A 21594-nucleotide genomic window follows, 5' to 3' on the forward strand; every position below is an offset into this window, starting at 1 on the left:
TTTGATGACACAACGTACGTTTCTCGTAACCGGCGCGAGCAAAGGCATTGGCCTCGCGTTGACAGAACGGCTGATTGCCGACGGCCACCATGTGGTGGGTCTCGCGCGCGAAGCAAGCGATTTTCCGGGCGAACTGGTCCGCGTGGATCTGGCTGACCGTTCCGCAACGGGCGCGGCGCTCGATGACCTGGTGCGTCGTCATGCATTCGATGGCGTGGTGAACAATGTCGCGCTCGTCAGGCCGCAGCGTCTGGGCGAAGTCGCGCTAAACGATCTCGATGACGTTCTCGCGCTGAATCTTCATCCTGCCGTGCAGACGGTGCAAGCGCTGCTTCCCGGTATGCGGGCTCGCGGCTGGGGACGCGTCGTGAACATTTCGAGCCTGACGATTCTCGGCATCGCGCAGCGCACGGCGTATGCAGCGGCCAAAGCAGCGCTGGTGAGTTTTGCGCGTTCGTGGGCGCTGGAACTGGCCGGCACGGGCATCACGGTGAATGCCGTCGCGCCGGGTCCGACCGAGACCGCGCTGTTTCGCGCGAACAATCCGCCGGGTAGCGAGGGTGAGAAGCGCTATCTGGCCTCAGTGCCCATCGGCCGCTTCGGTCAGCCTCATGAAATCGCCGCGACGATCGACTTTCTGCTTTCTGATGCGGCGGCTTTCATGACCGGTCAGACGCTTTACGTCGACGGCGGCGCATCAATCGGCAAGCTCGCTTTCTGAGGACGGGCCGCCGTTGCTGCTGCCGGCGGCACCGAGTATCTCTTCGACGAAGGCGATGAACGCTCGCGCCTTCGCACTCACCAGGCGTCCGGCCGGGAAGACCGCCCACAGGTCGATCGGGGGCAATTCCCAATCGGTCAGTACCGCTTGAACCGCGCCGTCGGCAAGTTCCGGCGAGAACATCCATTCCGACGCGATCGCAAGGCCCAGTCCACCAAGCACCGTCGTACGCATCCCTTCGGCGGCGCTCACGCTGACGCGCCCGGACACGACCACCGCCACTTCCTTGCCGTGCTGGCTGAACGCCCACGACTCGCCGCCGCCTCGCAACGAATACACGATCACCTGATGCTGGCTGAGGTCCGCAGGGGTTTTCGGCTCGCCCGCTTCGGCGAGGTACGCAGGCGTTCCGACGACCAGCCGACGGCTTTGCGCAATGCGGCGCGCGGTCATTGTCGAATCGTCGAGCGATCCCATGCGCAGGGCAACGTCCACGCCCTTTTCGAGCAGATCGATGGTGCGGTCGTCCAGCACGATATCCATCTGCAAATCAGGGTGCCGATCGAGAAACGTCTTGAGCGCGGGGAGGATATGCAGCCGCGCGAAGGTCACGGCCGCGCTGATACGCAGCACGCCGGACAGCCCGGTAGAAGCATCGCGCGCGACATGTTCGGCGAGGTCGACTTCTTCGATTGCGCGCCTCGCGTGCTCGTAGAAGCGCTGACCGGCATCGGTGGGCGTGAGTCCGCGTGTCGAGCGCAAAAGGAGTCGCACGCCGAGTCGCTCTTCGAGTTGCGCGATTGACTTCGAGACGGCCGGCTGCCCGAGCTTGAGTCGCTTGGCGGCTGCCGAGAACGAGCCCGCCTCCACGACGCTGACGTACGTTTCCATTGCTGCCATCCGGTCCATGCCGCTGCCTCTCCTTGAAGGACTGTGAAGTCCGTGTCGTGGCTGAGATGTGTTAAGGCGAAAGTCTAGCGCGTCAGAACTTGCGGCCGATTAAATTACTGGTGACAAGTCTCTGCCAGCTTCAATTGCAGGCACGATTCACGGACACAATCCGCAAAAGCAAACCGGCCCCGCTGCGGGCGTTCCTGCGGCGGGGCCGGTTTGCTATGGGTGCGCTTCGGCTCACATAACCGGCGCCGTGCTATGGAAGGAATAATCGGTGTACCCGCGTGCATTGCCGCCATAGAACGTCGAGCGGTCGTAACGGTTCAGCGGCGCCCCGACGCGCAGTCGCTCGGGCAGATCCGGATTGGAGATAAACAGGCGCCCGAACGCGACGAGATCGGCGTCACCTGCTTCGATCATGCGATGCGCACTGTCCGCGGTGAAGCCGCCCGCCGCGATGAGCGTGCCTTTGAATACACGCCGCAAGTCTTTCGCCGAGACCGCCGACGCCGCTGCGGCGACGTCATCGTTACCGCGGACACGCGGCTCGACCACATGCAGATACGCGAGCCCATAGCCACCCAGACGACGCGCGACATAGCCGAACGTGGCATGCGGATCGCTGTCGGACATCGTGCCGTACGAGCTTCCGGGCGAAAGACGGACCGCGATCTGGCAGGCGTCCCACACCGAACCGATTGCATCGAGCACCTCGAACAGAAAGCGCGCGCGGTTCTCTAGTGAGCCGCCGTATGCGTCCGTACGGTGATTCGTGCCGTCCTGCAGAAACTGGTCGGGCAGATAACCATTGGCGGCATGCAGTTCGACGCCATCGAAACCGGCCTGTTTCGCAAGCGCCGCCGCGTAACGGAATTCTTCGATTACGCCGGGAATCTCTTCTGGTGCGAGTGCACGCGGGAGCACCTGTTCGACTTCGATAACCTGGCCGTTTTCGTCGTGGATGGCCGAGTGTTCATAGGCGCGCACGGCAGAAGGCGCGATCGGCACTTGTGCGCCGATGTTGGCGGGATGCGCCTGGCGTCCGGCATGCCACAGTTGCAGGAAGATGCGTCCGCCTTTTGCGTGGACAGCGTCGGTAACGCGTCGCCAGCCGTGTGCATGTGCTTCGGTGTAGATGCCCGGCGCGCCCACATAGGCGAAGCCGAGCGGAGACACGGAGGTTGCGTCGGAAATCAGCAAACCGCCCGACGAGGCGCGCTGCGCGTAGTAATCGACCATCAGATCGCCGGGAACGTTGTGCGCGTCGGTGCGCATCCGTGTGAGCGGCGCCATGACGACGCGGTGACCGAGCGAATAGGGGCCGACCTGAGCTGGGGTGAAGAGTGTGTTCATTGCGCGTTACCTGAAAAAAGCAGAAGAGGGAAGACCTCTGGATCTTCAGGGCAAGCGCGAATCTGCAGAAGACAGCACTGGGTGATAGCTGTCATTCCTGCCTGGAATAGTTAGAAGCGCGAGGCGTCGAGCGCCATTGGTCGTTCCTTGCGGGAATAGCGCTTATCACTCCGGCCGGGCTTCAGCGGATGTCGCACGCCGCGCAAAGTTCGTCTCACGTCAAGCCGATATCTCTCTTAAAGAATCACGGGCCATGCATCACGTTCATGCATTTGCTACGCCCAATTCCGTCAAGGTGCCGATCGCACTCGAAGAACTCGGAATTGACTACGCGCTGCATGCCGTCAACGTTCGAAAGGGCGAACGGAAGAGCGATGCGCTTCTCGCATTGAACGCCAACGGGAGGGTGCCCGTGCCGACCACCGACGACCGCGATTTCACGCTACCGAGTCTGCGGCCATATGGCGTCGTGCGTTTCCAAACCTGATACTGGATGCGGGGCGAGCGCCCAGTGGCAACTTCAGCACACGACCCAACTCAGACGTTGCAAGCCGCGATGTTCAATGGCCGCTTTTGAGGCACCATCAGCCTCCCCAGTCGCTATCTTCGAGAAAAGTTTTAAGGAGCGCTACGGGCACCAGTAGGTGCCAGCGAAAAAATGTGGATGGAAAGCTGCATCCTTCAGTTGACCGTAAAAGCCGCAACGTCGCAATGCGATGGAGGCAGCAGCGCACGAACGTGGCGGGATGCTGTTCCCAAGATGTCTTCACACGGAATCGTGCCCTCTGTAGCAATCCTTATTGGCTCCAGGACACTACGAGTCGACGGCTCAGTCACACGGAAATTGGCTTCAACGTCTGAAGTGCGCCGCCCTGCTGGGCCGAAGCGTAGGCGGCGTCCATGACTTGCATCATCCGCTCCGCATCGCGCAACGACGCGATCGGTTTGGCGCCACTTTGACATTCGGCGAGCACCCGCTTGACGAAGAGCGGGTAGTAGATGTCGGTCTCGAGTTGGAGGCGGCGGCTTCGCGTGCCGGCTGAAAGGTTGTTCCTGTCACGAATCTCGATTCGGTCCGGTCCGGATTTCACATACAGACGATCAGAAGCAAGAGTAAAAGAAAATTCGCGCTGCTCGTCGGCAGTACTGGGAAAGCTGTACCCCGTCTCCACCAAGCCAATCACGCCGTCTTCGGTTTGCATGGTCAGCAGCGAATAGTCTTCCACGGCACCCCGATGTGTTCTCGAGTTCATGACTGCGGAGACGCGTGCGATTTCCTTGCCAGTGAGCAATCTGAACAAGTCGATGAAGTGCGTGGCCACATTGATCGTCGAACCGCCGCCGGAATGGATGGGATCGAGCGCCCAGCCGGCGCCTGCCGCTTCGTATCGATTGGGCGGACCCACAACGAAACGGAACGACATGTAGTTGAAATCCGACGGTATGCGGCCCTCTGCATCTTCGAGTGAGCGGAGCAAGTCACTCATTCGGAAGATCAACGGTACCGCGCAGTAAACATTGGCTTCCTCGGCCAGTGCGCGAAGTCGGGTGACTTGCGACATGTTGACCCCACACGGCTTTTCCAGTGCGAACGGAATTTTGCGTGCGATCACCGCCTCAGCGAGCGCTGGCATTTCAGAATGCCGACCGAATACAAATGCGAAATCGACCTCCTCGCGCTCGAGCAACTCATAGGCCGACGAGTACAACCTGCTTCCGAATCGTGCGGCAATCGCCTCGCCCTTCACGTGCTCCGCATCGGACACAGCAACAACCTGAATTCCTGGCGCTTCAAGCGCATCAAGGTAAAGCGGAACATGCCAATGGCTGGCCTCCAGCAATGCAACTCTCATACGTGTTCTCCCTTGAGATATTTCACGACTCTTCTCCATCAGAAGTCAGTTGATGAAGACTGCTCGGCCCGAGCGCTTCCCTTATGTTCCACACCGTGGCCAGCCATGTCGCCTGACTCGGCGTTCATCGTAGGGCGCCGTCCGGTAGTGATCGTCCATCGGGACGGTAGTCGAATCCAAGAAAGTGCAGTGCATACAGCGCCTGTCCCTGGTGCATCGGACCGCCGTCCTGAGTGCGGCAACCGCGCGCATGCGCGGCGCGGCGAAGCGGCGTCGGCTCTGCCGAATTGACGATGTCTACGACGATGGCACCGGGTGTAAGCCGCTCTGGATCGACTGGCATGGCATCGTTCGCTTTCATGCCAAGCGGCGTTGCATTGATCACGACCTCGAAGCCGTGTGGATCGGCGGGGGCCGAGCGTGTATCGCAGCCCGTCGCAGCAGCGACAGCTGCCGCAAGATCGTCGGCCCGACGCTCATCGACATCCGATATGGTCAGCGCGCTAGCGCCCGCCGAGGCGACGGCGAATGCGATCGCTCGGCCTGCGCCTCCCGCGCCAACGAGAAGCACAGATTTGTTAGCCGGATGGTTGCCTTCCCACTGCATTCCAAGGACGCAGCCGACGCCATCAAATATCGCGCCGACCCAACGTCCATCCGCTTCGCAGCGAATGACGTTGAGCGCGCCCACCTGACGAGCGGTCGAATCCAGCTCGTCGACAAATGCGAGCATCCGTTCCTTATGAGGCATCGTGACCAGCATGCCGGACAGATTGCCCATCGCTCGTGCACCACCGACGAAGGCCGGCAGGTTATCTCCCTTGACCCAGAAGGGGACGCAAGCCGCGTCGGTGCGCTGCTCAATAAACAGCCGGTTCAACAATTGCGGCGATTTCGCCGCGCTCAGCGGGTCGCCCACCAATCCGTAGAGTCGCGTTGTGCCAGAGATATGTAGTTGCATTGCGGCTTGATATCAGATGTAAAACGAAGGACGATTCCTGCACATTCGCTACGCCGTACAGCGTCGAGGTGCCCACCTGCTTGCGACGTACAACGTGCCTTGCGCAGAAAGCCCGCACCCAGGAAAGCTGGATGCGCTTATTTGCTACTTCCACGGTGCCGGCGGTTGAGCCAGATCCCACGTCCCGAAGACCGCCGGCTCGTTGATCTCAATCACTTCGAGGTCATCCGAGCGCCACATCACATTGTGCGGAACGCCGGCGGGCTGGGACAGGCCGTCACCGGCGCTGAGCGTGACATCGCTGTCCACCCCGGCAAATCGAAACGTGACCGATCCGCGCAGCACATACAGGTAATGCGCGGTCATGTCATGCCAGTGCCAGCCAGTGGGTGCGGTGAACGGCTTAAGCGCGCGAATGTGCTTCGCCCCAATGCGACCGTTGGTGACGGTGGCAAGCCCAAGGTCGCGATACTCTGAGTCGGCGCGCAGGCCCTCCTGATTCCAGGGGGTCTCGGACGCGCTGATTTGCGACAATGCGCTTAGGGACCGCGCGAGTTCGCGCGGGCCGTCGTAACGCGGCGTGCCTTCGTTGTGCATGTGCCTCTCTCCTCTGTTGCTTCGGGTACTCACAGTAGCTGCGGACGGCAAATCGCGCGGCTCAACGGCTCAGCGAGACTTGCACCCCGCGTTCGGGGCGACGAGTGCTGCGCTAACGGCGGCTAGGACCGCAATTCATTGGCAAGCTCTCCGGCATCGGCATCCTTGATCGTCCGAACCATAGCTTCACTGCGCAGGCGTTCATATTCAGCCTTCGGTACGGGGACCGCATTGCGGTCGCCCAGATCGTTAAGGCGAATACGGTACGTTTCTCGTGTAGAGAACGCGGCAAACGCGGCAACAAGACAAATGCCCAGGGTGAGAAAACCTATCCTCAGCGGGATATGGGTGGACCCCGGAGGCGCGACTGCGACGAAAAGCGACGGCAGCAAGGCACACAAAGTCGTCCCTACGTTTTGTCCGATCGCCATCCCGGAGACGCGCACGCGCGTGCGGAACAGTTCGGGGAAGAGGCTCGGGAACACGCCGTTGAAGCCCTGGTAAGCGACGCCCCACATGAGCAACGAGAAGATGAGTGAGAGCCAGATACTGTGGATGCTGATAGCGTACAGGTAGCCGAAAGCGAAGATCCCGGAGCTAACAACGCCGACGATAACGGGGGGCCTGCGACCGATCTTGTCCGAGAGGTTGCCGACGAGCGGGATCAGTATTACGGAGCAAAGGTTGCCGAGGACCGGCACCCACAGAAAGACGCCGGCAGGAAAGCCAATGCCGTACGCCGGCTGGACTGCATAGGTCGCGCCGAACACAGTCGCAAGGAGCGCGGTGACGGCGGCGAGTGCCATGCCGACGACGCGTAACACGTCGCCCCAACTCTCGCGAAGGACCTCGATGACCGGCGAGGCCGGAACTTCCCCATGCGTCTGCTCTTCTGAAAAAGCAGGGGTTTCATCTACCTGACGGCGAATGATGTAGCCGACGATGATCACGACGATGCTGAGGAGGAACGGAATGCGCCAGCCCCACGATACAAACTGGTCCTTAGGCATGAAGTGCGCGAGCGGCAGGAAGATAGCTGCCGCAAGGAGCTGCCCCGCCTGCACGCCTTGAAGGGTGAAGCTCGCAAAGTATCCCCGCCGTCCGAACGGCGCATGTTCAAGAATCATGGAACTCGCGCCGGACATTTCGCCTGCCACTGCGAACCCCTGGATGAGTCGCAAGATGACGAGCAACACCGGGGCCCACACACCGACCTGCTTGTAAGTGGGCAAGAGACCCACGCACATCGTTGCGAAGCCCATCAGGAACATGCAAAAAATCAGCACTGTCTTGCGACCGTGTCGGTCGCCGACGTGTCCGAGCACCATAGCGCCAATCGGTCGAGCGACATAGCCCACACCAAAGGTCGCCAGTGAAGCGATGATGCCCACCGTCGGATTATCAGAGGGAAAGAAGAGTTGCGGGAACAGCAACGAGGCGGCGGTCGCATAGATAAAAAAGTCATAGTACTCGAGCGCTGAGCCGATCCAGCCGCTAGCTGCTGCAACCTTCGATTGGCGCTTGCCGTCGGGCCTCGCCGGTGCACTGGGGTTCATGCCTGTCTCCATTTGTAATTGACTTTCCGGTGTTCTTTGTCTATTGTTGTAACACCGTTCCAATAAGAATCATGTTACGTCAATTATGAGAGTTGTCAAGGGAGCAGTTGACCGGTCGCTACAGGCGATCGAGTTGCTCGCAAGAGAGGCGCGATGGATGCGTATGTCGGACATCGCCGCGGAACTAGAGCTCGAAAAAGGGCCCGCCCATCGGGTGCTCGCGCAACTCTGCGAGCAGGGTTGGGCGGAACAGGACGAACAGACGTCCCAGTACCGTCTGACATTGAAGCTGTCCTTGTTGGGCCAGCGGTACCTGCATGGGCTCGGTCTGCCAGGGCTGGTGCAGCCCATCCTCGACGGAGTCGCAGCCCAGTGCCGCGAGCTGGTCCGGTTGACGGTCGTCAACGAGGGCACGCTCGCGTGGCTGGCGTCGTCCCAAGGTGCGGCGCCTGGGCTGATGTATTCGCCGTCGATGGACAAGCCCATCGTCCTGCACGCCACGGCCAACGGCAAGGTATGGCTGGCGACCATGTCCAACGACGAGGCAATTGAATGCGCGTTGCGCGGTGGACTCGGCAAAGGGGCCGCCAGTGGCGCCTGCGCGCCGAAGGCCATCAGCAGCATCGAGCAGTTGATTCCGGAGTTGGAGCGGACCCGGCAGCGTGGTTACGGGCTTGTGGTCGAAGAGGCCGAGCCGGGCGTGGTGGCTCTCGCGGTGCCGGTGCGTTCGCTGACTGACGGTGCAGTGGTCGGCACAATGAGTATTGCCGGACCGGTCATGCGGGTTCAGCCGGAGCGTTACGACGCCTTTTACGCGCTACTGCAGGAAGCGTCCGGGAAGCTCGGTGCCGTATGGCCGCGCCAAAGCGTCGGTTTGCATGCGAGCGAGGCGGCGTGAACGCGCCGGGCGCAGCTCAGGGTCTCGAGCGAATTGCCGCGTTGGGTAAGCAGGCAGCACGTATTCTCGTCGCGGCGCGCCGGCAAGGCACGCTCGTGGAGCGTCTTCCCGTCGACCTGCGGCCTGCGAATCTGGACGAGGGTTTCGCTATCCAGCAGCAGGTGGGCGATCAGCTCGGCGGGCAGCCTGGCGCGTGGAAATGTGCGCTGCCGCCGGCGGGCAAACTCATCGCCGCGCCAATCTATGACGCCGTCATCCATCGAGGCGCCCAATGCCGCATTCGCGCCGTGCCTGCGCAGTCTTGCGTAAGGGCAGAGCCTGAACTCGCCTGTTTGCTGGCTCGCGATCTGCCGCCACGGCGTGAAGCGTATGGCGAAGCCGAGGTGCTCGAGGCTCTCGGGGATGTTCACCTTGCGCTCGAAGTGCTGGGCAGTCGCTATGCGCACCCGGAATCGCTGACGTTTCCCGAATTACTGGCAGACGGTCTGTTCAACGCCGGTCTTGTGATTGGGCCACGCGTTCAATTGCGCGACGGTGCGACGCTGGCCGATCTCCCGATCGAGTTCACGATCAGCGTGACTCGCGCCGAACGCGACACGGCCAGTTTTGCTGGCCGCCACCCTGATCGCAGCGTGCTCGCGCCGATCGTGTGGCTCGTCAATTTTCTTCGCGTCCGCGGCCTTGGATTGCATGCCGGCCAGGCTGTGATCACGGGCTCCTACGCGGGCGTGCTCGAGTTGCCGATCGGCTGTGAGTTGCAAGTCGGCTTCGGTGATCTCGGCACGTTGCCCATACTTTTTTCGCCTTGATAGGAGTATTCAAATGCGTCTCGTCCGTTTCGGCCAGCCTGGTCAGGAGCATCCCGGTGTCATCGATCCGAGCGGCACGATCCGCGACCTGACCGGCGTCGTCGACGACATCGACGGAACGACTGTTTCCCCAGCGGCCCTTGCGAAGCTGAGCGAACTCGATCTGAATCGCCTGCCCGTCGTGGAAGCGGGCACGCGCCTTGGCGCCTGTATCGGCAATGTCCGTAACCTCGTGTGCATTGGTCTGAACTACACCGACCATGCCGCTGAGACCGATACGCCGATCCCGCGGGAACCTGTCGTGTTCAACAAGCATACCGGTTCGATCAGTGGTCCGAACGATCCTGTGATTTTGCCGGCAGACGCGCAAAAGCTGGATTGGGAGGTCGAACTGGGCGTGGTAATTGGCAAGCCCGCCTGGCAGATCGATGAAGCCACCGCGCTCGATCATGTGGCCGGTTACTGCCTTGCCAATGACGTTTCCGAACGCGCGTATCAGCTCGAACGCGAAGGCCAGTGGACGAAGGGCAAGAGCGGCTTCTCTTTTGCACCGCTCGGCCCGTGGCTTGTAACGCGTGATCAAGTGCCCGACCCGCAGATGCTCGACCTGTGGCTCGACGTCAACGGCACACGTCGTCAGACGGGTAACACACGCACGATGATTTTCAACGTCGCGCATATCGTGGCGTACCTAAGCCGCTTCATGCCGCTGATGCCCGGCGACGTCATTATCACTGGGACGCCCCCAGGCGTTGGGCTCGGTCAGAAGCCGCCCGTCTTTCTGAAAGCGGGCGACACCATGACCCTCGGCGGCAGCGGACTCGGCGAGCAGCGCCAGAAGGTGGTGCCGTACGCCGATTCGCTTGGCGCGGCATGGGGCCGCGGCGAATATCCGTTGGCAGGATAAAACGATTCGATCTGTAGGAGGATGAGATATGAGCCTTGCCGGAACTGGCGTCGTGGCAATCTGGCATGACCTGCTGCCCGAAGCGAAAGATGAATTCTACGAGTGGCACAACCGCGAGCACATGCCGGAACGCGCCGGGATTCCTGGGTTCAGGCGCGGCCGGCGCTATATTGCGCTGGACGCGGGGCCCGAATACTTCAATCTGTATGAAGCCGACACCGTGGAGGTGCTCGGTGCACAAGACTACCTGCTTCGGCTGAATTCGCCGACGCCGTGGACGAAGCAGGTCGTTCCCTCGTTTCGCAGCGTGGCCCGCTCGATCTGCCATGTGGCGTATTCCGACGGCGTGGGACAGGGCGCCAATCTCATGACAGTGCGCTTCGATGTCCCTTCGGCGGCGCGGGCCCATGTCGTGAAGGGATTGCGTCAGCAGGTCTTGCCGCCGCTCGTCGACCAAGCCGGCATCACGGGCGTGCACCTGTGTCTGGCCGATGAGGCCGTCAGCAAGGTCGAAACGGCTGAGAAGAAGGCGCGCTCGGAAGGCACCCTGGTGCCGACATGGATCGTGATGATCGAAGGATGCCGCGCGGACTATGTCCGCACAGCAGTGGACGTTTTCATTGCCGGGCTCGCTGCTTTGCCCGGGGCCGCTGCGGTAGCGCCGGACTCTACGCTCTATCAACTCGAGTACACGCGCTGCAAGACGCCGTGGAGCGCTGGCTGAAACGTCGCTTGAATACGGCTGCACGGGCGCGTCACGCGACGCGGCGCGGCCGGCCCTGAAACTGTTCTCACGCATTGAGAAACGAAGGAGTAGTTCCATGTCGTCCCCTGTTGCGAGCACGTCCGTCGCATCGACCGCGGTCAGACCGGTTCGCGTCATTCGACTCAATCCCGCTGACGATGTCGTCATCGCCCTCGATCAACTTATGTCCGGCACCGTGCTGGATGGGGAAGCGGTGACGGTCTCGGGATTGATCCCGCCCGGTCACAAAGTGGCGACACGCGACATCGGTGAAGGGGAGGCTGTGCACCGTTATGGCCAGATCATCGGCTTTGCGAGTCAGCCGATCCGCGCGGGGCAGCACGTTCATACTCACAATCTCGCGATGGGCGAATTCGCCCGTGACTACGCATTCAGTCAGGGCATACGTGCCACTGTCCCGTCAACTGAATGCGCGACATTTCGTGGCATTGTGCGTGAAGACGGCCGTGTGGCAACGCGTAATTACATCGGCATCCTAACGTCGGTGAATTGCTCCGCCACGGTCGCGCGAGCCATTTCCGACTATTTCCGCCGCGACATTCATCCTCAAGCGCTGGCCGCGTTTCCGAATGTCGATGGCGTCGTCGCGCTCACCCATGATTCGGGTTGCGCCATCGATTCCGAAGGCGACGGTCTCGCGATCCTGCAGCGCACGCTTGGCGGCTATGCGTGCCATCCCAACTTCGCGAGCGTGCTGGTCATAGGCCTGGGCTGTGAAACGAATCAGATTTCGCGGCTGCTCGAAACTCAAGGGCTCAGAGAACACGACCGCTTGCGAACCTTCACGATTCAGGACACCGGCGGCACGACCCTGACAATTGCAAAGGGTATCGAACTGGTTCGACAGATGTTGCCCGACGCGAACGACGTTAGGCGGGAAACGGTTTCGGCAAGTCATCTCACCGTCGGCCTTCAATGCGGTGGGTCGGACGGATATTCGGGCATCACGGCCAATCCCGTGCTGGGCGCAGCCGTCGATTTGCTCGTGCGGCACGGCGGTACAGCGATTCTCTCGGAGACGCCGGAGATTTATGGCGCGGAGCACCTGTTGACCCGCCGCGCGGTAACGCCCGAAGTGGGACAGAAGCTGGTCGATCGCATCAGGTGGTGGGAAGCATACGCGCAGCGGCAAGGGGCGCAGATCAACAACAATCCGTCGGCGGGCAACAAGGCCGGCGGTTTGACGACCGTCCTCGAGAAATCGTTGGGCGGCATCGCAAAGGCAGGCTCGACGAACCTTGTCGAGGTGTACGAGTACGCCCAGCCGGTCAAGGCGCGCGGTCTGGTGTTCATGGACACGCCCGGCTACGACCCGGTTTCGGCCACAGGCCAGGTTGCGGGCGGTGCAAACCTGATCTGCTTCACGACGGGACGCGGTTCGGCTTACGGCTGCGCGCCCTCGCCGTCGGTAAAGCTCGCGACAAACACGGCCCTCTGGCAACGTCAGTCCGACGATATGGACCTGAACTGCGGAGAAGTGCTGGAAGGAAGCACAACGATCGAGCAACTCGGCGCAGTGTTGTTCAAGCTGCTGCTCGACGTGGCCTCCGGGACACGGTCCCGCAGCGAGCAGCACGGTTACGGACAAAACGAATTCGTGCCTTGGCAAATCAGCGCAATCATGTGAGCAGTTGCAGTCCGGCATAAGTAGAGCATGCACCGCACTGATGCCCGGCAATAACGCATATCAGGTTGGAGAAAGATAGATGCTATTGAATGACCGGTCCGCATTGCCTGACGATCTGGAGCAGGCCGTGCTCGTGGGGCGCGCGTGGTGCCCCGATATCGGCGCACCGCGTCCTGTCGCTGTTATCGGTGGCGAACTGGTGGATGTATCGTCGTTCGCGCTGACGACCAGCACGCTGCTTGAACAGCCGGAAATCGGCCTTCGGCTGAAGGAGGCCGCTGCGAACCTGCCGCGACTTGCGACACTGGACCTGGTTCTTGCCAATTCCGCCTTCGATCGACGCGATGCGTCCACCCCCTGGCTCATCGCGCCATGTGACCTTCAGGCGGTCAAGGCGAGTGGTGTCACGTTCGTCGAAAGCCTTCTGGAGCGGGTGATCGAGGAGCGCTCCGTAGGCGACGCGAGCCGGGCCGACGAAGTGCGCGCGCGTGTCATGTCAGCGCTGGGCGATCGGCTCGCAAGCGTTCGCCCGGGGTCTGCGGAAGCCGAGGCGGTGCGCCACGTACTTATTCAGGAAGGAATGTGGTCGCAGTATCTGGAAGTCGGCATCGGTCCCGATGCGGAGATCTTCACGAAAGCGCAGCCCATGTCCGCCGTCGGCACCGGCAGCGAAATCGGAATTCATGAAAATTCGCAGTGGAATAATCCGGAGCCGGAAATCGTGCTGGCGGTGACCAGCCGGGCGGAAATCGTCGGCGCCGCGCTCGGGAATGACGTGAATCTGCGGGACTTCGAAGGCCGCAGTGCGCTGCTCCTCGGTAAGGCGAAGGATAACAACGCGTCGGCCTCCATTGGCCCGTTCATTCGCCTCTTCGACAGTACATTCGGTCTCGATGATGTGCGGGCCGCAGAGCTTTCGCTGCGTGTAGAAGGAACAGATGGCTATGTTCTGACAGGGGCGAGCTCCATGAAACGCATCAGCCGGGACCCGACAGAACTCGTTGCGCAAGCGATGGGCGCTCACCATCAATACCCGGACGGAATGATGCTTTATCTCGGGACGTTGTTTGCCCCGACCGCGGATCGTAGCGTGCTGGGACAAGGATTCACGCATCAGATCGGCGATACGGTGACGATATCGAGCCCGCGATTCGGAGCGCTCGTCAACACGGTCAACTATTCGCACCGCATCACGCCTTGGGAGTTTGGGGTCGGCGCACTGCTCGCGAGCCTTCTTCGTCGGTACGCCGGAAAAACGGGGACTTAGTCGAAGACCTGGCAGTCATCCGCTTATGCTGATCGGTTGCAGCTCTTGTCCATGTTAGTAACAGCATTGCCCTCATCGCTCTCGCCTAACTTGAGATTCGCCAAAATCATCGAGTATCGGGGGCCGGGACAGTCGACACGCCTTGCGCGAGGGCCGCGGCTTCTTGTGCCTGCAACGCGCGCATATATGCGTTTCTCTCTTGCAGCCGCTCCCAATACGCTGTCACGGCGGGCGTAAATTGGGCGCTCAGCCCAAGATGTTGTGCAAGCATCAGCGCATATCCGACAGACACATCTGCGGCCGTAAAGCGATCTGCACACAGAAATGCCCGTTTGGTAAGCAGCGGCTCCAGTGATCGCAGTCTGGCAAGAAACCATTTCGCATAGTCTTCCGCCACCGAAGGTTGCCGCCGATGTTCGGGCTCGAAGCGGGAATATCGCAACACGAGCGTCTGCGGGAATGTAAGCGTGGCTTCGCCAAAATGAAGGTAGTTCAGGTATGCGCCAAACTCGTGATCATGCGGTTCAACCTGCAAAGGCGTGGGCGCATGGACTGCGCAGAGGTATTGGCAAATCGCGGCCGACTCGGTCATTCGCGTTTGGCCGTTGATCAGCAAGGGAATCGTGCCCAGCGGATTGACATCGAGATAAGCGCGTTGGAGGACTCGGGGAGGGAACGGCAACATCACTAGTTCGTATGGAACGCCCAATTCCTCCAGCATCCAGAGAGGCCGGAATGAACGAGCACTCATGCAGTGGTATAGCTTGATCAAGACTGCTCCGAAGATTAAGGTGTCGTTGAATTCGAACGCACCTCTAGTTCCGCATCGAATCGACGCAGGCTTCGATCGAATCCTTGGTTCCGACCGTTGTCTGTCTCCGCAAAGCGTTGGTCCGCGCTCCATACTCAACAGGATACCGACATTCGGACGATGCGAGCGGCAAAGCGCTCCAATCGATTATCGTCCTTGTCGGGCAATGACAGTCGAGCTTATCTCCTTGGATTTCTACCTGGCCCGATGAGGGGTTGGACGACGCCCCGTCGCAAGAATGGGTTGGCGCTCCTTTCTCCACAAACACTTTCACGGCTTCGTGAGTCATCGCGGCGATCTCTGCTTCTGCGCCAAGCGGCGACCACCGGCAGCTTCAGGGCAAATGCCGTTTAGCTCGATACTCAGTCTCGCAATTTATCGCCCGGAAAAGCAGGCGCTGGGCGGCGCAACCAGAACGATGCGCCAGCTCCCGCTTCAATCTGCATGCGCGCGGTCAAACGCCCATACTCCGGGGAACCCCATCAACTCACACATATCGGGGAACGGATACATGGCGTCGGCTGCGCCTTCGGTGCTCTTGCGCGCAAGAATCTGCCCGTACACGTCTTTGAGCGCCTTCGCGACGGTCAAAAAGCCTGAGGCCGGATAGATGGCGAGAGAAAAGCCGAGTTTCTCCAGCTCGTCGGGCGCGAGCTGCGGCGTCCGTCCACCTTCTACGACGTTCACAAGCAACGGAATATCAAACGTGCGCCCAATTGTCTCGAGTTCCTCGATACTTTCCGGCGATTCAATGAAAAGCACATCGGCGCCAGCCTTCGCATAGGCTTCGCCACGACGCAACGCGTCATCGAGGCCGAGGGATGTCCGTGCATCGGTGCGCGCAACGATCTGAAAATTGCTATCGCTGCGGCTTTCCACGGCGACCTTGATCTTGCGCACCATGTCCTCAAGGGGGATCACCCGCCGCCCCGGTGTATGGCCACATTTCTTTGGGAATTCCTGGTCCTCGAGCTGGATGCCTGCCGCTCCTGCTTGCTCATAACCGCGAACCGTATGCGCGACATTCAGCAGTCCGCCATAACCCGTGTCGCCGTCGCAAATCATCGGCGTGTCGGTACCGTCGCAGAATGTGGCGACGCGATTGACCATGTCGGTGTAGGTCGCGAGCCCTGCATCCGGCAGACCAAGATACGACGCTACCGTGCCGAACCCAGTCATATAAAGGCAGTCAAAGCCCATTGAGTCGGCCATCTTCGCGGAGATCATATCGAAGATGCCCGGTGCAGTGACAATATCCTTGCGCGCCAACCGCGCTTTCAACGCCTGGCGCTTGCTTTCCTGTTTGATGCTCATAAGTGTCCTGCTTAATAAATGAAGTGAAGTTTTAACCTTACGATTCGTGTGAAAGCGATGACGCAGGCAGTGCATCGTCGGTGTCGATCGAAGGCGCGATGTCCTCCAGCGAGCGTCGATTGGTCTCGATACCGAGCACCGCCAGCACGACCACCAACACGACCAGCGCGCCAATAATCATCGCCAGCACGTCTTGTACACCGCCCATTGCGTACATCATGACGACAAGTTGCGGCGCGAAGATGCCGGTGATACGCCCGGCGCAGCCCGCGATGCCGTTCGCACGCATGCGGTTCTCCGTGGCGAAGAGCTCGGGGATATACGTCGCAATGCCCAGCGCCACCATCAGATATGTGAGCGTGAACAGCAGGAAGCCCAGCAGGGTCGCCATTTCGATGCCGGTGGAATGCCCGTACAGCCAGCCGATCACCGCCGCCAGCGCGGACACGGCGATGAGGCCTTTCCTGCGCCCGATCCTGTCGGCGAGAAGTACGCCGAGCAGCGCGCCAGCCGGTCCGCCGAGCGACATAAGCGCCGTATAGCCGAGCGACGAGGCCATGCTGATGCCCTGTTTCATCAGGAACGTCGGCACCCAGACGATGAAGCCGTAGATCACCATGTTGATCGCGACCTGCACGATGATCGACACGAACATGCGGCGAATCTGCGACGGCCCGAAGAGCTCAAGCAGCGTGGTTTTCCTCGTGACGGTGCGCGGCGCATCGACGACGGGCGGCAGCGTCGCATGACGCGCCGACTCCTCTTCCGCTGCGCGCAGGATCGCTTCGGCTTCGTCGTAACGGCCTTTCGATTCAAGCCAGCGCGGTGACTCGGGCATCTTTTTACGAAGGACCCACACGATCATCGCGCCGACGCCAACGATTGCGAACATCGCGCGCCAGCCGATAGACGGGATGATCAGGTAACCGAGAAACGTCGAAAAGAAGAGCGCCGAGTTCGTGATGAGCGACAGATACGCCGACCACTTTCCGCGCACGGCGGGCGGCATGAATTCGCCCACCGATCCATAACCGACAACGATCTCTGCGCCTAAGCCGAGGCCCATGAAAAAGCGGCACACGATCAACCACGTCATGTTCGGCGCAAATGCGCCCGCGATCGACGCAAGGCCGAGCACTGCGAGATTGAATTGATACGTGAATTTGCGGCCTTTGGCGTCACCGAGCACGCCCGCTGTGAACGCGCCAATCAACATGCCGACAAACGTCGAAGAAAGGAACGCCGCGTTCAGGTGCATCGTCGACCAGCCGATCTTGGCGAGCGCACCGAGCACGCCGCCCGCCAGATAGATGTCGAAAGAATCGAGGAACATACCCGCGCCGATCAGCCACAGCACGCGCCTGTGAAAGCGTGAGATCGGCAACCGGTCCAGACGGGCACCGGCGCTCACGGTGCTTAGGGTTGTGCTACTGGTGCTCAGCATGCGTCGTCTCCAGTGTTGTCGTCGTCGCGACTATCAAATGACTGCTCGTGATGCTGTTGCTGTCCGAACCGCTGCTTGATTCAGGAGCGGGGATGCTCCCGGTCGGGGCGGTCGAGCACCGCGTTTTCGGCAGCGAGAATGTGGCAGCGCATGGCGGCTTCCGTCCACGCGGCGTTGCGCTGTTCTAGCGCGCGAACGATTTCGAAATGCTGACGTGCGCTGCGTACGCGGTCCTCGTCGCTATACGTGCCGAAGGTCCATTTGATCAGCGGCGTTTCCTTCATCGATCTCAGCGAGCGGTCAAGCCGCGCGTTGTTCCCGGCGGCCGTGATGATTGCGTGAAACTCCCCGTTCGCGGCGAACCACGCTTCGCTGGACTGAGCCGTCGATGGGCGTTCGGTGATAGCGAGCATCGCATCGGCCAGCGTCTCTAGACGCCTAATGTCGGACGCTGCGATAGACGAGGCCGCGCGTCCCGCGAGATACGGCTCCACCAGAAGACGCGCCTCGAAAATCTCGCGCGCATCGTCAAGGGTCCACGTTTTCACGCGTACGCCGTAATTGGGTCGCGTTTCCACCCACCCCTCGGCATCGAGACGCCGCAAGGCCTCGCGTACCGGCGTGCGACTCACGCCCAGGCTCCTGGCAAGCTGTTCCTCGCGCAGATATTCACCTCCGCGATATTGGCCACTCGTGACAGCGTCCTTGATCGCGGCGTAGACGTCATCCGCTGAACGCGCCGGTTCCATCTGTATTGTATGCAAAGAGCGATTTATGTCCGACATAGCTGGCACTAAAAGGCTTGTTAAGACCATATTGTATGCAATGCACGGCGCGAGGAGACGTTGGGAGTTTCCCGTAGGCCGGTTAGTCATCGAGTTCGGCGTGCGAGCGTACAAGTTGCATTGGCGCCGCGACTCGAACGTGAGCAGAAGAGGATGGCCAGCCACTTCCTCCTTCGCAGGATTAGCGGCCTGCTGACCGGTGGTGAACGATGAGATGCAGCGAGTACCGATCTCACGTCTCGAGCGGTCCGAAGTTTGACAAGAATAAATCTCCAACGATTGATATGCAGTACATATTTAATTGCACTATCGGTGCGCTCGACGGCCACGACCAGATTGGCAACGATTGTCGGCATATGGGGCGGCCGAACGCCGGGCTCAAGTCATCGGCCATTATTGACGCGTGAGCATGAGGTTCATGAAATACGCTTGAGTGCATGTCGTTCGTACCTTTCAGCACTTGCGGGTCCAAGTGTTTTAACGGATTCGATTCGTGCAACGGCAAGACTCGTACGTGAGTTACCTCGGCATAGCGGCGTGCGAGGCATGCGTGTAACGTCGCGGCACTCGCGCCGGATGCCACCAGCCGCAACGCAGCGGCACCGTCAGCACGATGCCCTGGCGGAACGCTCCGTTCCCGTACCCGCGCTGCAGCCGGCACGACACGCTCTCAGTAAGTAATCGTCGCGGTCACGCTGTCAGCATAATCTCCGGGCACTGAGGTCACGCGTGGCGGCATGTAGCAGACCAGGTTCGTCGATATTGAAAGGCTGCGCCAAGACAATTGCTCCGCCAGCTTTGCGCGCTAGAGCGCGTCAACGCAACCGGTCATCAACGAGAAAGTTCTGCGCTGGCCACATGCCGCGAACCTGGTCCGCGAAGTCGATGCCGCTCGTCTTCACGGGGCTGTTCCACGTCCGAAATTTGAAGTCAGATGCGGCGCGCCGACGAGCACCTTGAGCGCTTCGTCTGCGTCACGGCGTGTTCTGCCCTGCATCCAGGCACTTCGAGAATAGAGCAGATTTTTACGGGCACCTTTTGATTGTCTTCTACGACGACCACCTGCTGCGCCGCTGCCGCAGCAGGTGGTCTTATCAACGCCGGTTCTGGAATCCTTCTTGCCGCTTGATACCTGATACGAAAGGTGGCGTAGCCGCATTGCATGACGTTGCCCGAAATAATTCGTTCTGCTGTCTCTTGAATCGGCCCCGACATTAGCGAACTCGTGCGGCCGTGTCGAAAAACTGTGTCCAGTTCCTGAGCAGCCCGTCCTTAATTGTCATAACGTGGACCCATTCGCTCTCGAACGGCTCATTGTTTGAGCGAATATTGGCTTCTACCCATCCCAGTACGACGAGGCGCTCGCCAGCTTCAATGAATTCGCGAGGTTCGAAACGCGTTATCTCGTCGGAGGCCGCTAGCTGCTGAAAATAAGCACCGACTTCCGCCTTCGATTTGCAATGTGTCGGGTAAGGCAGGCTTGACGGACCCACCACCTTCCAGTCAACGTCGTCAGCGATGAGTTCGAGTACTCCGGGAATGTCACCGCGCCCGAATGCTTCATACGCTCTTTTCGCAAGAGCTATTGGCGTTTCCATATGCGCCTCCGTAGACTGAGAGCCGGGAGAAAAGAGCTGACTGGTACATTCATCGGCAGGCCGTCGATAGCCACCCGGCAAGACTAGCGCGCTGCTCGTACCTATGGTCTAGCTGCTTGCCGGCGTCGGAAGACGCGTGCGGAATCGACTTGTGCGTCGCGAGCGTTCGCAGTCACGACGCGCCGGCCTAGTCAGCATAGGCGCCGGACATGGGAACGCAAGGCGAGCGCAAGTGATTCGTTAATCAGAGCGGCCAACGGCACACCATGTGGTCGTTTTAATAAACTGTTCCACGAGCCGTTGCGGAACTTTGCGTCGCCCGCAACTCCCGACCGCCGCGACGAAAGCGTTCCTAAGATGAACTGGTCAGCTATTAAACTGTTCGAAAGCGCACAGCGTTTCACGAACTCTATGGGTGTAGACAATCATGGCCCGCTGCCCGCTGCGATTAGGCTATCCTGCTGCGTTACTACGACTTGCACAGCCCGCACATCATGGCTCTCTCTCCGTTGCCTCCACTAGCCTGTCTGCAAGCATTCGAAGCGAGCGCGCGTTACCTGAGTTTCACCCGCGCCGGGCAGGAACTGCACCTGTCCACCAGTGCCGTTAGCCGCCAGATATCTCAACTAGAAGAATTCCTGGGACGCCGCCTGTTCGTGAGGGAACATAACACCCTAAAGCTCACACCAGCAGGAGAAACCTATGCGGTCGACGTACGGCGCATGCTGGAGTTGTGCACGAGTGTTACCTCCAGCCTCATGGCTCGCGTCGTCAAGTCTCGCCTCACGATTTCCTGTACAGCCGGCCTCTCGGTATTCTGGCTCGCGCCCAGAATCGGCTCGTTCATCGATGAGAATCCGGATGTGGACCTGCGCATCATCGTGCGGGACCACTTTGGTGCTGTCTCGCCAGCCGAGTACGACGTAGGCATTTTCTATCTCCGGAACCCCGAGGTTCCTGCAACGCACACACGGAAGCTTTTTGACGAACAAGTATTTCCGGTCTGTTCTCCTGCGTATCTCGACCGGCGCAGACTGACGCCAGTAGAGCTCCTGTCCTGCACATTGCTTGTTCTGGAGGACGCGGAACGTAGCTGGATGTCGTGGCACACCTGGTTCGAACAGGCAGGGCTTGAACGACCCATGCTTAGTCAAACCATCATTGTCAACAGCTATCCACTCATTGTTCAGCTCGCGACGCATGGCAAGGGCGTCGCGCTCGGTTGGGACCGGGTTATCGACCCGCTACTTGAGCATGGCGCGCTCGTTAGGGCATCGGACTGCCATGCCACAATGGGCGGCTCATATTTTGTCACCTGGCCGTCAGAGCGTGCGGAAACACCTGCCGCCCGTCGTTTCCGCCAATGGGTAATCGGTCAGTCAGTTTTCCCCTGAGCTCTCCGCCGCAAGCCTCCTGATGCCTTTGCGTTTTTT

Annotated in this window: 21 protein-coding genes and 1 pseudogene; 9 read left to right on the top strand and 13 right to left on the bottom strand. The window is 60.4% G+C overall.

Annotated features, from left to right (window positions below; translation table 11 throughout):
- Positions 1-4: 4 nt before the first annotated feature.
- Positions 5-721 (top strand): SDR family oxidoreductase, encoded by a 717-nt coding sequence (locus F759_RS0100290; RefSeq protein WP_027798071.1) that lies wholly within the window; start codon positions 5-7, stop codon positions 719-721.
- On the opposite strand, the gene F759_RS0100295 is transcribed toward F759_RS0100290, so the two are convergent.
- Both F759_RS0100295 and F759_RS0100300 read right to left on the bottom strand, forming a co-directional pair.
- Positions 698-1630: a LysR family transcriptional regulator gene (locus F759_RS0100295; protein ID WP_027798072.1), complete on the bottom strand. Its 933-nt coding sequence runs from the start codon at positions 1628-1630 to the stop codon at positions 698-700. The genes F759_RS0100290 and F759_RS0100295 overlap by 24 nt on opposite strands.
- A gap of 222 nt (positions 1631-1852) precedes the next feature.
- Positions 1853-2968 (bottom strand): alkene reductase, encoded by a 1116-nt coding sequence (locus tag F759_RS0100300; RefSeq protein ID WP_027798073.1) that lies wholly within the window; start codon positions 2966-2968, stop codon positions 1853-1855.
- A 253-nt stretch (positions 2969-3221) separates the two neighbouring features.
- Here F759_RS0100300 and F759_RS43595 point away from each other — a divergent pair, with 253 nt between their 5' ends.
- Positions 3222-3455, top strand: coding sequence for a glutathione S-transferase N-terminal domain-containing protein (locus tag F759_RS43595; protein WP_051377022.1), 234 nt, complete (start codon positions 3222-3224; stop codon positions 3453-3455).
- Positions 3456-3801: 346 nt separating this feature from the next.
- Here F759_RS43595 and F759_RS0100310 read toward each other — a convergent pair whose 3' ends face one another.
- From F759_RS0100310 to F759_RS0100325, 4 genes are all read right to left on the bottom strand, one after another.
- Positions 3802-4821 carry a Gfo/Idh/MocA family protein gene (locus F759_RS0100310; RefSeq protein ID WP_027798074.1) on the bottom strand — a complete coding sequence of 340 codons (1020 nt, stop codon included), beginning with the start codon at positions 4819-4821 and terminating at the stop codon, positions 3802-3804.
- Between the two features lie 124 nt (positions 4822-4945).
- Positions 4946-5740 (bottom strand): shikimate dehydrogenase family protein, encoded by a 795-nt coding sequence (locus tag F759_RS0100315; protein ID WP_244438761.1) that lies wholly within the window; start codon positions 5738-5740, stop codon positions 4946-4948.
- Between the two features lie 186 nt (positions 5741-5926).
- Positions 5927-6379, bottom strand: a complete 453-nt coding sequence (locus F759_RS0100320; protein WP_027798076.1) for a cupin domain-containing protein — start codon at positions 6377-6379, stop codon at positions 5927-5929.
- A 122-nt stretch (positions 6380-6501) separates the two neighbouring features.
- The gene (locus F759_RS0100325) at positions 6502-7935 is read right to left on the bottom strand and encodes an MFS transporter (protein WP_027798077.1); all 1434 of its coding nucleotides are present in this window, start codon (positions 7933-7935) and stop codon (positions 6502-6504) included.
- A gap of 85 nt (positions 7936-8020) precedes the next feature.
- Between F759_RS0100325 and F759_RS0100330 the strand changes: the two genes are divergently transcribed.
- From F759_RS0100330 to F759_RS0100355, 6 genes are all read left to right on the top strand, one after another.
- Positions 8021-8833 (top strand): IclR family transcriptional regulator, encoded by an 813-nt coding sequence (locus F759_RS0100330; protein ID WP_027798078.1) that lies wholly within the window; start codon positions 8021-8023, stop codon positions 8831-8833.
- Complete coding sequence (locus F759_RS0100335) at positions 8830-9642, top strand: 2-keto-4-pentenoate hydratase (RefSeq protein WP_027798079.1); 813 nt, start codon at positions 8830-8832, stop codon at positions 9640-9642. The genes F759_RS0100330 and F759_RS0100335 overlap by 4 nt, the downstream gene beginning before the upstream one ends.
- A gap of 13 nt (positions 9643-9655) precedes the next feature.
- Complete coding sequence (locus F759_RS0100340; protein WP_027798080.1) at positions 9656-10549, top strand: fumarylacetoacetate hydrolase family protein; 894 nt, start codon at positions 9656-9658, stop codon at positions 10547-10549.
- A 28-nt stretch (positions 10550-10577) separates the two neighbouring features.
- Positions 10578-11273, top strand: a complete 696-nt coding sequence (locus tag F759_RS0100345; protein WP_027798081.1) for a hypothetical protein — start codon at positions 10578-10580, stop codon at positions 11271-11273.
- Positions 11274-11370: 97 nt separating this feature from the next.
- On the top strand, positions 11371-12942 hold the full coding sequence (locus tag F759_RS0100350) for a UxaA family hydrolase (protein WP_027798082.1): 1572 nt from the start codon (positions 11371-11373) through the stop codon (positions 12940-12942).
- 79 nt (positions 12943-13021) lie between these two features.
- The gene (locus tag F759_RS0100355; protein WP_027798083.1) at positions 13022-14209 is read left to right on the top strand and encodes a fumarylacetoacetate hydrolase family protein; all 1188 of its coding nucleotides are present in this window, start codon (positions 13022-13024) and stop codon (positions 14207-14209) included.
- Positions 14210-14315: 106 nt separating this feature from the next.
- On the opposite strand, the gene F759_RS0100360 is transcribed toward F759_RS0100355, so the two are convergent.
- The 7 genes and pseudogenes from F759_RS0100360 to F759_RS0100390 form a co-directional block, all read right to left on the bottom strand.
- Positions 14316-14981, bottom strand: a complete 666-nt coding sequence (locus F759_RS0100360) for a glutathione S-transferase family protein (protein WP_027798084.1) — start codon at positions 14979-14981, stop codon at positions 14316-14318.
- A gap of 474 nt (positions 14982-15455) precedes the next feature.
- Positions 15456-16334, bottom strand: a complete 879-nt coding sequence (locus F759_RS0100365; RefSeq protein ID WP_027798085.1) for an isocitrate lyase/PEP mutase family protein — start codon at positions 16332-16334, stop codon at positions 15456-15458.
- A gap of 37 nt (positions 16335-16371) precedes the next feature.
- Positions 16372-17778 carry an MFS transporter gene (locus F759_RS0100370; RefSeq protein ID WP_027798086.1) on the bottom strand — a complete coding sequence of 469 codons (1407 nt, stop codon included), beginning with the start codon at positions 17776-17778 and terminating at the stop codon, positions 16372-16374.
- A gap of 80 nt (positions 17779-17858) precedes the next feature.
- Positions 17859-18527 carry a GntR family transcriptional regulator gene (locus tag F759_RS0100375; protein ID WP_036023288.1) on the bottom strand — a complete coding sequence of 223 codons (669 nt, stop codon included), beginning with the start codon at positions 18525-18527 and terminating at the stop codon, positions 17859-17861.
- A gap of 424 nt (positions 18528-18951) precedes the next feature.
- Positions 18952-19196: pseudogene (locus tag F759_RS43890) on the bottom strand (N-acetyl-gamma-glutamyl-phosphate reductase); the annotation flags it as partial.
- A 297-nt stretch (positions 19197-19493) separates the two neighbouring features.
- Positions 19494-19778: a hypothetical protein gene (locus F759_RS41920; protein ID WP_152530554.1), complete on the bottom strand. Its 285-nt coding sequence runs from the start codon at positions 19776-19778 to the stop codon at positions 19494-19496.
- Positions 19778-20161: a nuclear transport factor 2 family protein gene (locus F759_RS0100390; RefSeq protein WP_027798088.1), complete on the bottom strand. Its 384-nt coding sequence runs from the start codon at positions 20159-20161 to the stop codon at positions 19778-19780. Before F759_RS0100390 ends, F759_RS41920 begins: the two co-directional genes overlap by 1 nt.
- A 494-nt stretch (positions 20162-20655) precedes the next feature.
- On the opposite strand from F759_RS0100390, the gene F759_RS0100395 reads away from it, so the two are divergent.
- The gene (locus F759_RS0100395) at positions 20656-21555 is read left to right on the top strand and encodes a LysR substrate-binding domain-containing protein (protein WP_027798089.1); all 900 of its coding nucleotides are present in this window, start codon (positions 20656-20658) and stop codon (positions 21553-21555) included.
- Positions 21556-21594 lie beyond the last annotated feature (39 nt).

Source organism: Paraburkholderia dilworthii (assembly GCF_000472525.1).
GTDB classification, from domain to species: Bacteria; Pseudomonadota; Gammaproteobacteria; order Burkholderiales; family Burkholderiaceae; genus Paraburkholderia; species Paraburkholderia dilworthii.